This window comes from Mucilaginibacter yixingensis, from assembly GCF_041080815.1.
Lineage (GTDB): Bacteria > Bacteroidota > Bacteroidia > Sphingobacteriales > Sphingobacteriaceae > Mucilaginibacter > Mucilaginibacter yixingensis.
Genome location: NZ_CP160205.1, coordinates 4,513,207 through 4,525,647 on the forward strand (window position 1 = coordinate 4,513,207; position 12,441 = coordinate 4,525,647).

The window sequence follows — 12,441 nt, forward strand, 5'->3', positions numbered from 1 at the left end:
GCTTATTCTTCGCCAGACATCTGCAGATCTTTCGGCGCTAGCTTTTGGTAACCAGCCGGGACTGTAAACACGCCTGCAGGCACATCCTCGTCTGTATTGATCTCTTTTATCTTAACATGGGTAATCATACCGTTTTGGTTGTAGCTAAAAACCAACGGCACACCCAAAACCGGATCGAGCATTTTTGACAAATAACTTTGTGGCGCTTTAATAGCCGTGGTAAACCAGGCTTCCTGGTTCTCGGTGGTCATCTTATCACTCAGCGTATATTGTTGAGCAGCCACGCCGTTCATGGTTTTGGTTTGTGGGCCTTTTACCGCCTCAAAAATTGGCATGTGGCTGCGGTCTTCCTCCTGGTCTTGTTTGGAGTAATTAACCTGATAGCTCTGCTTAGGCGATTTAAACAGCACATCCATAAATTTGGTAGGCTGATGCGTAATCACCGTAGTAGACTCGTCGCCCATTTTCTGGACCACTACGGCAGAATCCCCTTTGAAATAAACCACAGCTTCTTTAGGCAGATGATCTGCAAACTGCCTGATATTATCGGGCAGATCATAACTCAGCGTGTAAACCAGTTTGCCCTGAGGCACTTTTTTACCGCATGATGCCAGCGCCGCGGCGCAGATCATCAACATACCAAAGATGTGTTTTTTCATAGGTGTAGTTTTATTTCACAATCACATTATCAATTAAACGAGTGGCGCCCACTTTGGCCGCTACCAGTGCCACTATGCTTTTGCTTTGAGGGGTAGCAGGCAGCAGGGTTTCGCCATCGGCCAGCTCCAGGTATTCAAAGTCAACGCCGGGAGCATGGCTTATTTGATCAGTCCCCTGCTGTTGCAAATCGGCCATTTCATCTACGCTGAAATGATCGCGCAGCCAGAACAAGGTTTTAGATAGCACCAGCGCCGTTTGATGTTCCTGAGCAGACAGATGCACATTGCGCGAGCTCATGGCCAGCCCGTCAGCCTCGCGTTCAATAGGGCACATCACCAGTTTTACCGGCAGGCTTAACAGCTCAACCATCCGGCTGATCACCATCACCTGCTGATAATCTTTCTGACCAAAGAAAGCCAGATCTGGCTTTACCACATCAAACAGCTTAAATACAATCTGCGTAACCCCCTGATAATGACCCGGACGAAATTTACCCTCCAGCAAATGTTCCAGCGCCCCTATGTCTAAATGCCATTGCTCATTGGCGGCATACATTTCGGTCACCTCCGGGTTGAACAAAACATCACAGCCGGCCTGTTCTAAAAGCCGGATATCGTGCGCTATCGGCCGGGGATATTTCTCCAGGTCTTTAGGGTCGTTAAACTGGGTAGGATTAACAAAAATAGTGGCAACAACCACGTCTGTTTGCTCCTTTGCCCGGGCCACTAATGACAGGTGCCCCTGGTGCAAAGCGCCCATAGTGGCCGTCAGGCCAATGGTTTTACCCTCAGCACGCAGATCATTCAGATACTGCTGCAGGTCGGTTTTCAGCTTAAATACCTTCAAAAGCTTAATGTTTTAAAAAAGGTGGCAAAGTTGAACAATTCGCCAAAAATAACCAAAACTTACTTGCACTTTCCATTGATTATTTTTAGAATAATGATTATATTTGCAGACTCAAATTTTTTGAGGTTCTGTACAATTTAAAAACACTGATAAGAGATGGGTAAATCTAAGCTTCTGTTTATAACTCATGAAATGTCACCTTTCCTCGATCTCACAAAAATTTCTGAAATAACCCGCCAGCTGCCTCAGGCCATGCAGGATAAGGGTTTTGAGATTCGCATCCTGATGCCGCGGTTCGGTAACATTAATGAGCGCCGCAATCGCCTGCACGAGGTGATCCGTCTTTCAGGGATGAACATTATTATTAACGATAACGATAACCCCCTGATCATTAAAGTTGCTTCTATCCCGGCTGCCCGCATGCAGGTTTATTTTCTGGATAATGACGAGTATTTTCAGCGTAAGCACGTGTTTGCCGATAAAGACGGTAAATTTTACGCCGATAATGACGAGCGCATGATCTTCTTCTGCAAAGGCGCTATTGAAACTGTAAAAAAACTGGGCTGGTCGCCAGATATCGTTCACTGCCACGGCTGGATGAGCGCACTGGTGCCGGTATACCTGAAAACCACTTACAAAGACGACCCTACCTTTAAACACTCAAAGGTAATTTACTCTGTGTATGACAAAGAGTTTGAAGGCGCCCTGAACGGCGAATTTGCGCAGAAAGCCATTATGGCCGACATGAACGAAGAGCATACCGAAGTATTTAAACCGGGCACCAACGTAGCACTTGACCTGGGCGCTATTAAATACTCAGACGGTGTAGTTTTCGGTACTGAAAGCATCGATGAGGAAGTGTTAAATAATGTTAAAAACGGCAATAAATCGCTTTTAGAATTTAATGACACCGCTGATTTCGAAAATTATTACAATTTTTACGACGAAATTACCAATGAAGAATTGGTGCATGTAGCATAAGTATTAGACGCCGTATATGAAATTTTTCCGATTAGACTTATTGACCTTGTTAATAAGTCTTTTTATTTTCAGTGGATGTAATAAACAAACCGGTATAGGTCTTGATCCCGACCAGAAGTTAACCGGCTCATTATATGAGTATAATGATATTACTGTAAATACCATGAATGAAGACCCTGTGGTAACCAGCGACACTACTGGTTATACCCGGTCTCCGCTAGCTTATATTAATGACCCGGTGTTAGGTGTTACCCAATCAAGCCTGGCTCTTGGTCTTAACCTGCCTGGCTCAACAGCCTATGTTCTCCCAACCGGCACCATCACCGTAGACTCTGCCGTACTGGTACTGCGTTACGCACAGGGTTTTTATGGTGACTCGCTGGCAACCCGATACAAAGCAGACGTTTATCAGTTGGCCACCAACCCTGATGTTACCAAGAACTACCATGCTACAGACACCTGGTCTACCCTGCCTACATTACTGGGTACAAAAACCTTTAATGCACGCCCTAATACCAGGGTAAGTATTACTGATATTGTAACCGGAGGCAAAGACACAGCTAAACTGGTAGCACCACAAATCAGAATTCCGATTAGCACTGCGTTTATCAACAACAACCTGTTCAGAGCAACATCAACACAGTTAAACTCTGTAACAGAATTTCAGAAAGCTATTAAAGGCTTATATATAAAGTTAGACCCTGCTCAACTGGGCAGCAGCACAGGCGGCGCCATGATGCTGGCACTAACAGACTCCAGCAGCGTTGACGTTTATTACCGTACCAACGACGGCAACGGCACCATTGACACCGCCATTGTACAAATGCCGTTCTCAAAATTTGCTGCCGAGATTAAACGCACGCCATCTGCAGCAGTTACTGCCGCAATAGCCAATCAAGCTACATCAAACAGCACGTTTTATCTACAAGGCATGGGGGGCTTAAAAGCAAAAATCAGCTTTCCTAACCTGAAAAACATTGCTACCCAGGCTGGCGGCAGCATTGTTATTAACCGGGCAGACCTGGTTATTACACCGGCACCTGGCACTACTGTGCCACTGGCACCGCAACCTGCTATTATTATGTACCAGTGGGATATAGCCAAGCAACGTACCTTTCTACAGGACGATAATACTACCGATCCCAGATATTTGGGCAAAGGCGCGTTTGGCGGTTTCTATACCACCGACGGTAGCTATCACTTTATAATTACCGGCTACATACAAGATTTGATGCGAGGCAAAACCGTAGACTACGGCACCTACCTGGGCGTTACCGACGAAACAAACGCATCACAAGACCCTCTTGCAACAGATTATGCACCAACACCGCAAGTGGCTGGCCGCCTGGTAGCTGTGGGTTCGCAAGCATCATCGTCCTCAAACTACCCGTACCGCATTAAACTAAATGTAATTTACACCAAGGTTAATTCTGGTAAATAAAAAACAAAAAATCCCCTTTCGGGGATTTTTTGTTACTGCTATACTTTGACAAAAACATTGACGTTTTTGTGCTAATAAGTATTTACCTTTATCGTTTTAACCCCTTATAGACAATCGCTAACTATTTATGTGTGGAATTGTAGGTTATATAGGCTATCGCGACGCCTATCCAATTGTAATAAAAGGCTTGCACCGACTGGAATATCGTGGTTATGATAGTGCTGGTGTGGCTTTACTTGATAAAGAACTAAAAGTTTATAAAAAAGCTGGCAAGGTAAACGACCTTGAAAACTTTGTTAAAGATATCCCGCTGAAAGGCACTCTGGGTATGGGGCACACGCGTTGGGCCACTCACGGCGCACCTAGTGACCGTAACTCACACCCGCATCCTTCAAATAGTCGTAAGCTTACTATTATCCACAATGGTATTATTGAAAACTATGCTACCATTAAAGAGGCGCTGCTTACCAAAGGGTACAAATTTAAAAGTGATACCGATACCGAGGTATTGATCAACCTGATAGAAGATATTCAGAAAGAAACTGGTCTTGATCTCCAGGAGGCTGCTCGTTTAGCCCTTAACAAGGTAATTGGCGCTTACGCTATTGTTATCATGTGTTCTACAGAGCCAGACCTGATGATTGCGGCCCGCAAAGGCAGCCCAATGGTAATTGGTGTTGGCAAAGGTGAGTACTTTGTAGCATCAGATGCTACCCCGATTGTAGAGTACACCAAAAACGTAATCTACCTGAATGATAACGAGATCGCTTACATCCGTCGTGACGACCTGCTGATTAAGAACATAGACAACACCATCCAGACCCCATACATCCAGGAGCTTGATTTGCAATTGGAAATGCTGGAAAAAGGTGGTTATGATCACTTCATGATGAAGGAGATCTATGAGCAGCCACGTTCTATTCGTGATTGTATGCGCGGCCGTATTTATCCGGAGCGTGGTATTGTACAACTGGGCGGCATCAAAGAATATACCGAGAAACTGAAGAATATTGACCGCATTATTATTGTAGCCTGCGGTACTTCATGGCACGCTGGTTTGGTGGGCGAATACCTGATTGAAGAATATGCACGTGTACCGGTAGAAGTAGAATACGCTTCAGAGTTCCGTTACCGCAATCCTATAATCTCAGAGAAAGACCTGGTAATTGCCATCTCTCAGTCAGGCGAGACTGCCGATACCATGGCCGCTATTGAACTGGCCAAAGAGAAAGGCGCTACTATATTTGGTATCTGCAACGTGGTAGGTGCATCCATTCCGCGCATTACCCATGCAGGTGTATATACTCACGCTGGCCCAGAAATTGGTGTGGCATCAACCAAAGCATTTACTGCACAGGTTACTGCGCTAACGCTTATGGCTTTCTATATAGCCCAGCAGCGTGGCACTATAACTCAGGGCAAACTGATTGAGTATCTGACCGAGCTAAACGAAATTCCGGATCTGATTGAGAAAGCGTTACAAGCAAACGATCAGATCAAAGAGATTGCTGCTACTTATAAAGACTCTAACAACTGCTTGTTCCTGGGTCGTGGCAGTTCATTCCCTGTAGCACTGGAAGGTGCGTTGAAACTAAAAGAGATCTCTTACATCCACGCAGAAGGCTACCCTGCTGCTGAGATGAAACACGGCCCAATTGCACTGATTGATGCTGAAATGCCGGTAGTGTTTATCGCCACCAAAAACTCATCGCATGAGAAAGTGGTAAGTAACATACAGGAGGTAAAAGCCAGAGGTGGTAAAGTAATTGCTATTGTTACCGAGGGCGATACCATAATTAAAGGTATGGCCGAGCACGTTATTGAAATACCACAAACCGGCGAAGCATTCGTGCCATTGCTGGCAACCATACCACTGCAGTTATTATCTTATCACATTGCGGTAATGCGTGGCTGTAACGTTGATCAGCCACGTAACCTGGCTAAATCAGTTACAGTAGAATAAAACGCTACACTTTAGCTACTGACAAAACTGTTGACCAGTGCTTAGTCAGCTGAAAGAATACTTAAAAAGACCTGCAAATGCAGGTCTTTTTTGTTTGGTACTCATCCGCGGCAATTTATTTAACTTTATACCTAATTGCCATGGGGGATAACGACAATCGTATATTTCAAAACCTGCACGATCTTTACAAACACCTGGGCATCCCTACAGCGTTGATTGATCCGGAAACGGATTTTACCATCTTCAACCTTAATGATGCCCTTAAAGATGTGTTACCTTATAAATCGCCATCGTTGCGGGTTAACTACTTTGTGTTCAACTTTGTAAAGAACGGTATCGGCCGCTACGGTGTTGACGAGCAACGTTTTGACCTATCGCCAGGCACGGTTTACTTTACCAATCCCGGCCACTTCAGGGTTTATGAATGGGAAAACACAGACGAAGTTTACTTGATTACGCTAAGTGAAGCATTTTTAAAGGAGAATATCCATGCCAATATTTTTGAGGAATTTCCCTTCCTGTTGGCAGAAACCTTCCCCGGCAGGCGACTAAGCCCAGAGGTATTTGCCGAATTTGAGCGTATCTATCTGCAAATCCACCGCGAATATTTACAACGCTCTCCCTTCCGCAAGCGCATCATCGCTAACCTGTTTGTGGTGCTGCTGCTAAAAATCAAAGAGCACTTTTGGCTGGATTACAACCCCATTTACGAGGGTAACCGCAGCTCGCTGATTGTTAAAAACTTCAAACTACTTTTAGAAAAGCACTATCGCCAACTAGGCGAAGGCAAGGCCACACAACCCTACCGGGTTCAGGATTATGCCGATGCACAAAGCTTGCACCCCAACTACCTGAGCAACGTCATCAAGGCAAAAACCGGCAAATCTATCGGAGTCTGGATAGCAGAGAAAACGGTGGCTGAAGCCAAATCGTTGTTGCGAAATTCTAACATCTCCATCAAAGAGATTGCCTACCGCCTGGGCTTTACAGAGTCGGCACACTTCAGCAATCACTTTAAAAAACACACCAATATTTCGCCTGCGGCCTACAGAAACGAGCACCACACGGTGCAGTCTTAGAATTTTGCATCACCTCCTTTAATCCTCGCAATTCTGCGGGTGGTTTAAACATGACCTTTGTTTTGTCAATCAACGATAACAAAAAACAAAACAGTCATGAAAACATTAAATGAAAAAGTAATTCTGGTAACCGGCGCATCAAGAGGCATCGGTGCCGCAGTAGCTCAGCAACTGGCAGCGGCCGGCGCTAAAGTAATTGTAAACTATGCCGGTGGCAAAGACGCAGCCGACGAAACCGTAAATGCCATTAAAGCCAACGGCGGCGATGCCATTGCCCTGCAGGCCGACGTAAGCAAAGCTGCCGAAGTAACCACCCTGTTTGACGCAGCCATTGCCCATTACGGCAAAATTGATGTACTGGTAAACAACGCCGGCATCATGATCACCAAATTATTGAAAGACACAACCGACGAAGACTTTGACCGTCAGTTCAACGTAAACGTTCGCGGCACTTTCAATACCCTGCGTGAGGCAGCTACCAAACTAGCCGACGGTGGCAGCATTATCAACTTCTCGTCAACTACCACTCGTTTGTTAATGCCTACTTACAGCACTTATGTAGCCACCAAAGGCGCTGTTGAGCAATTAACCCGTGTATTTGCCAAAGAAGTAGGCGCACGCGGCATCAATGTAAACGCCGTATTGCCAGGCCCTACCAATACCGAGTTATTTACCAAAGGCAAACCGCAGGAAGTGATTGACCGCCTGGCCTCACTCAATGCCTTTAACCGCCTGGGCCAGCCTGATGATATTGCCAAAGTAGTAACCTTTCTGGCCAGCGATGATGCCAAATGGATCAGCGGACAAACCATCGGCCTAAACGGCGCAATGGCGTAAGACATCCGAAAGACGGAAAGACTTAACAATCGCTCAAAACAATACAAATACACAGCAACAACTAATTATCCATATTAACTTCCGGACTTCAGGTCTTACCGACTTCCGGACCAAAACTTAATCAATCATGAACTCTTTAAAAAACAAAGTAGCCGTAATAACCGGCTCAGCCAGAGGTTTAGGAAAAGCAATTGCAGAACGTTATGCCGCCCTTGGGGCCGACGTGGTTATCAACTACTCACGCGACAAAGCATCAGCCGACGAGGTAGAGAGCAACATCAAAGCCATGGGCTCACGCGTACTATCTGTACAGGCTGACGTAAGTAAGGTAGCCGAAATTGAACGCTTGTTTGCAGAAGCAAAAGCTACCTTCGGTAAAATAGACATCGTAGTTGCCAACGCCGGCATTGAAATGGTGGAAACCCCGGTTACAGAATTTACCGAAGAGCAGTTTGACAAAGTATTCTCCATCAACGCCAAAGGATCTTACTTTACCATGCAACAGGCAGCTAAAAACGTGGAAGACGGTGGCCGTATTATCTACATCGCCTCATCAACTACCTCGTTCCCTGTACCGGGCATGGCGGTGTATGGCGGCAGCAAAACTACACCACGCTATATGGTGGATGTCTTGTCTAAAGAGATCGGTCACCGTGGGGTAACTGTAAACTCTATCATTCCGTTTGCGGTTGATCACTCAGGCATCTTTGTTGATCCGGATGCTTATCCCCGCCTGCGCAAACAATTGCTGGATAGCTGTCCCATGGGACGTCTGGCCGAGGTAGAAGATGTGGCCAACGCCGCTGAGTTTTTCGCGAGTGGCCTGTCATCCTTTGTAAGCGGTCAGCACCTGTTGGTAAATGGCGGCGCTACAAACTAAGCTGCAACCTGCCGTCTGATAGTTATTCAACCCCTTGAACAACTGAGCTTTGCAAATTTTTATTTGAGAAGCTTTTTCCGTTTAAACATCTCGTTTTTCAAATAGAAAAAATCAATACGGCATTCATATTGAAATAGCAATCATTTATATCTACATTTGATTTCACTACAAAAAGCGACATGACCTTAGTTCAGTTAGAATATGCCGTTGCGGTTGATACCTACCGCAACTTTGTGCTGGCCGCAGAGAAATGCTTTGTAACCCAACCAACCCTGAGCATGCAGTTGCAAAAGCTGGAAGACACGCTGGGCGTAAAGATTTTTGACCGCAGCAAACAACCCGTAGTACCCACGGAGATTGGCGAAGAGATTATAGCCCAGGCCCGTGTACTGCTGGCTGAGAGCCAGAAACTAAAAGAGATTGTAAGCGATCGGCAGAAAGACCTGGCCGGCGAACTGAAAATAGGCATCATCCCTACCATTGCGCCGTATTTGCTGCCGCGCATTATCAACCAATTTATTGAGAAGTATCCACAGGTAAAGCTACTGGTTTGGGAGCTAACCACCGAACAAATTACCCAACAGCTCAAACTTGGATTGATTGATTGCGGTATCCTCTCCACCCCGCTACATGAGGCCAGCCTGACCGAGATTCCGGTGTTTTACGAAAACTTTGTGGCCTACACCTCTAAAACCAGCAAGCTCTTTAAAAAGAAACATATTGAGCCTGATGATATTGACCTGGAAGAGATCTGGATATTGAATGAGGGGCACTGTATGCGCAACCAGGTGCTAAACATGTGCCAACGCCGTAAAAGTACCCAGAGCTTTCAGCATTTTGAATACAACACCGGCAGCGTAGAAACGCTAAAGCGCATGGTAGATCAAAACAATGGCGCCACCATATTGCCGGAACTGGCCCTTTCTGAACTATCTGACAAACAACTAGACAAGGTGCGCTATTTCCGTGCACCAGAACCTGCGCGCGAGGTAAGCATCGTTATTCAGCGCAACTTTTTGAAACGCCGAATGATTGAGGCCCTGAAGAATGAAATACTGGAGTTTGTGCCCAAACGCATGCGCAGCCGGAAGAAGAAGGATGTGATTGATTTGTAGAACCACCTAAAAAGGGGTGTCATGTTGAGCACCGTCGAAACACGCGCGGGGGCCTAGTCATCACTTCTTCTTCGAAATTGGGCCTTCTCGCGCCCTTCGACAAAGCTCAGGATGACACCCTCCCACAAATACTGATTGCTACTTCAACAATTCGCCCATCTTTTCAAAAAGTTCGTCAGGCTTAAACGGTTTGGAGATAAACTCGTTCATGCCGATGGCCAGGCAGCGCTCCCGCTCGCCCTGGATCGTATGGGCCGTAATGGCAATGATAGGCACATTTCTTTTATCATCTGCCAACGCACGAATCTGGCGGGTTGCTTCGTAACCATCCATCTCGGGCATTTGCAAGTCCATCAGTACCATATCAAAATGCGAGCTGTTAAACTTATTGAGAGCTACTTTTCCGTTCTCCGCTTCCTCGGCCTCAAAGCCTTTCTTTTGCAGCATTTTATTAACCATTAAGCGGTTCATCGGGTTATCATCAACTACCAACACACGAACACGTCCATCTTTTGGAGACAGTATTTCCCGCTGAGGCAGATCAATCTCCTCTACCTGTTCCGGCAGCTGACCACCCTTTAGTTTAAGGAACGACAAGCGGAAGTAAAACTCAGATCCCCGGCCCTGCTGGCTGTTTACGTGCACTTTGCCGCCCTGCAATTCTACTAATTGCTTCACAATACTCAACCCCAGCCCTGCGCCGCCAAACCGGCGCTCAGGACCAGACTCTGCCTGTTCAAAGCTTTCAAATATTTTTTCTTTCACATCTTCAGCAACACCTACACCGGTATCGGTAACGCTAAACTCCAGTTCCAGGTGATGCTGCTGATCGTCTACCACCTGAATGGAAATCCCTACTCGCCCCCGGGTTGTAAACTTAAAGGCGTTAGCCAGCAGGTTATAAAGCACCTGCCACAATCGTTTGGCATCGCCCAACAACACTTCGGGGACATTATGATCTACATAAATCTGAAAATGAATGTCTTTCCCAGCGGCCCGCGGCAACATTTCTGCAGACAGCTCATCAATCATCTGGTGCAGGTTAAAAGGCATGGCCTCTAACACCACATTGCCGGATTCGATCTTGGAGAAATCGAGTATATCGTTCAGAATATTCAGCAGTTCTTCTGCAGCCAGGATCTGGAATTTGATATAATCTTTCTGCTCCTTGCTCACCGTGGCATCCTCCAGTAAATGGGCAAAACCCAAAATGGCATTCATCGGCGTGCGTAGCTCGTGGCTCATATTCATCAGGAACAGTCGCTTTACCTTTTCTGATGCCTCGGCACGCTCCTGCTCTTTTTGCAAATGTTGTTCTTTCTCCCGGAGAGCCAGTATGCTTGCCTCCAGCTTATCTGCCATCTGGTTAAAAGCCACGGCCAATGCACCAATTTCATCCTTAGAATACACGCGTGCACGCCTGGTCAGCCGCCCCAGACTAAATTCAAGGGCGGCCTCATTGATGGCCGAAATACCTTCTTCAATCTTATTACTTACCGAGATGGTGATTAAAATACTGGTGGTACCAATGGTAAGCGAAAGCATAAGCAGCACTTTGCGCACCAGGTTTTCCAACCAGCGCGCACCCTCGCCCAACGTTGCTGAAAAACCATCCTCCATAGTAGTTAACCGCTGGTTGATGTAGGTCATCTCGCCCAGCGCCTCCTCCATGTAAGCCTGCCGCGGACCAAAAGTTACAATTTGCGTATGCAGGGTATCGCCTATTCGTTCCAGCCGCTCAATCATAGGATCAGCATCGGCCCAAATTGAAAATGCTTTGTTGAGATAATAAGTTTTTTGGAAACGCTGCAGCAGGTTGATCATCCCGTCCACATCGGCCGGATGATTTTTACCTTGCAAAAAACCGCGACGGGCTTTCTCCAGATCAGGGTGCTTTTTTTGCAGCTCTGCGCGTGTTTGCTTATCCCCTTTAGATACCTCTAAGAACTTTTTAAACGCCTGATAGTCTTTCTCATTATGCGAATAGGCATACATGCGGAGGTAAAGCACTGCATCTTTTTCGGCTTTAGACCACAGGCCCTCGGCGGCAACAAAAGACCGTACCGATGACAGTGTGCTAACCGAAAACCACAGTGTGCATAATTCAACGGTTACCAGCAACGCCATAATCCCCACCGTAAAATACAGTTTACGGGATATGGATATGTCATTCAACCTTTTGCTAAATGAGAACATTTACAAACTAATCAGACAAAAAAATCAGGTTCATTTTAAATAAAGGTGGATCGGAAAATACAAATTTAGGTTTTTAGGATTAACTATTATGCAGACAGGCAATTATAATTGCCTGTCTGCATAATATTCGGGTTTGATGGCCATACCCAGCAGGCATGGTTTATGCTTTTCAAGCACTTTTTTCCACCAGAAACAATATTTACGCGGGTAGGTAACCTGGGCAACGTGATCACGTTTGCTCAGGCCTTCCTGTACCAATAGTTTGTACATTACTTTGCGGGCGTGGTCTGCCACAGAGTGCGAACGCTCTGAGTAACCATAGTGAGCGTTAATGGACTTGTTGGTCTTTCCAGACAGGATGTGCTCAAAAATTTCGATGTGCTGCGTAGAAAACTTTTTTGTACGCAGCAATGGGCGGCAAGAATGAAGATGTTGTTCCATAA

General features: G+C 46.0%; 11 protein-coding genes. 7 read left to right on the top strand and 4 right to left on the bottom strand.

The window, feature by feature from the left end; translation table 11 throughout:
- Positions 1–2: 2 nt before the first annotated feature.
- Entirely contained in the window at positions 3–659 is a 657-nt protein-coding gene (locus ABZR88_RS18495) for a hypothetical protein (RefSeq protein WP_107827442.1), read from the bottom strand.
- A gap of 10 nt (positions 660–669) precedes the next feature.
- Positions 670–1,506, bottom strand: coding sequence for a pantoate--beta-alanine ligase (gene panC, locus ABZR88_RS18500; RefSeq protein ID WP_107827443.1), 837 nt, complete (start codon positions 1,504–1,506; stop codon positions 670–672).
- 156 nt (positions 1,507–1,662) lie between these two features.
- Between panC and ABZR88_RS18505 the strand changes: the two genes are divergently transcribed.
- The 7 genes from ABZR88_RS18505 (at position 1,663) to ABZR88_RS18535 (ending at position 9,802) form a co-directional block, all read left to right on the top strand.
- Complete coding sequence (locus tag ABZR88_RS18505; protein ID WP_107827444.1) at positions 1,663–2,487, top strand: glycogen/starch synthase; 825 nt, start codon at positions 1,663–1,665, stop codon at positions 2,485–2,487.
- 16 nt (positions 2,488–2,503) lie between these two features.
- Complete coding sequence (locus ABZR88_RS18510) at positions 2,504–3,928, top strand: DUF4270 family protein (protein ID WP_107827445.1); 1,425 nt, start codon at positions 2,504–2,506, stop codon at positions 3,926–3,928.
- A gap of 127 nt (positions 3,929–4,055) precedes the next feature.
- Positions 4,056–5,891 carry a glutamine--fructose-6-phosphate transaminase (isomerizing) gene (glmS, locus tag ABZR88_RS18515; RefSeq protein WP_107827446.1) on the top strand — a complete coding sequence of 612 codons (1,836 nt, stop codon included), beginning with the start codon at positions 4,056–4,058 and terminating at the stop codon, positions 5,889–5,891.
- A 140-nt stretch (positions 5,892–6,031) separates the two neighbouring features.
- A complete protein-coding gene (locus tag ABZR88_RS18520) occupies positions 6,032–6,970 on the top strand; it encodes an AraC family transcriptional regulator (RefSeq protein WP_107827447.1) in 939 nt (312 codons plus the stop codon).
- 96 nt (positions 6,971–7,066) lie between these two features.
- Entirely contained in the window at positions 7,067–7,807 is a 741-nt protein-coding gene (locus ABZR88_RS18525) for an SDR family oxidoreductase (RefSeq protein WP_107827448.1), read from the top strand.
- Between the two features lie 127 nt (positions 7,808–7,934).
- The gene (locus tag ABZR88_RS18530; RefSeq protein WP_107827449.1) at positions 7,935–8,687 is read left to right on the top strand and encodes an SDR family oxidoreductase; all 753 of its coding nucleotides are present in this window, start codon (positions 7,935–7,937) and stop codon (positions 8,685–8,687) included.
- 179 nt (positions 8,688–8,866) lie between these two features.
- Positions 8,867–9,802, top strand: a complete 936-nt coding sequence (locus ABZR88_RS18535; RefSeq protein WP_107827450.1) for a hydrogen peroxide-inducible genes activator — start codon at positions 8,867–8,869, stop codon at positions 9,800–9,802.
- A gap of 138 nt (positions 9,803–9,940) precedes the next feature.
- Here ABZR88_RS18535 and ABZR88_RS18540 read toward each other — a convergent pair whose 3' ends face one another.
- Together ABZR88_RS18540 and ABZR88_RS18545 are read right to left on the bottom strand one after the other, a co-directional pair.
- Positions 9,941–11,977, bottom strand: coding sequence for a response regulator (locus tag ABZR88_RS18540; protein WP_170113551.1), 2,037 nt, complete (start codon positions 11,975–11,977; stop codon positions 9,941–9,943).
- Between the two features lie 123 nt (positions 11,978–12,100).
- Positions 12,101–12,439 carry a hypothetical protein gene (locus ABZR88_RS18545; RefSeq protein ID WP_107827452.1) on the bottom strand — a complete coding sequence of 113 codons (339 nt, stop codon included), beginning with the start codon at positions 12,437–12,439 and terminating at the stop codon, positions 12,101–12,103.
- Between the last annotated feature and the right edge of the window lie 2 nt (positions 12,440–12,441).

What these genes read in the sequence shown, in the direction of transcription:
- ABZR88_RS18525 (WP_107827448.1), top strand. Translation starts at nt 7,067, where the DNA reads ATGAAAACATTAAATGAAAAAGTAATTCTGGTAACCGGCGCATCAAGA.
- ABZR88_RS18530 (WP_107827449.1), top strand. Translation starts at nt 7,935, where the DNA reads ATGAACTCTTTAAAAAACAAAGTAGCCGTAATAACCGGCTCAGCCAGA.
- ABZR88_RS18535 (WP_107827450.1), top strand. Translation starts at nt 8,867, where the DNA reads ATGACCTTAGTTCAGTTAGAATATGCCGTTGCGGTTGATACCTACCGC.
- glmS (WP_107827446.1), top strand. Translation starts at nt 4,056, where the DNA reads ATGTGTGGAATTGTAGGTTATATAGGCTATCGCGACGCCTATCCAATT.
- ABZR88_RS18495 (WP_107827442.1), bottom strand. Translation starts at nt 659, where the DNA reads ATGAAAAAACACATCTTTGGTATGTTGATGATCTGCGCCGCGGCGCTG.
- ABZR88_RS18520 (WP_107827447.1), top strand. Translation starts at nt 6,032, where the DNA reads ATGGGGGATAACGACAATCGTATATTTCAAAACCTGCACGATCTTTAC.
- ABZR88_RS18545 (WP_107827452.1), bottom strand. Translation starts at nt 12,439, where the DNA reads ATGGAACAACATCTTCATTCTTGCCGCCCATTGCTGCGTACAAAAAAG.
- ABZR88_RS18505 (WP_107827444.1), top strand. Translation starts at nt 1,663, where the DNA reads ATGGGTAAATCTAAGCTTCTGTTTATAACTCATGAAATGTCACCTTTC.
- ABZR88_RS18510 (WP_107827445.1), top strand. Translation starts at nt 2,504, where the DNA reads ATGAAATTTTTCCGATTAGACTTATTGACCTTGTTAATAAGTCTTTTT.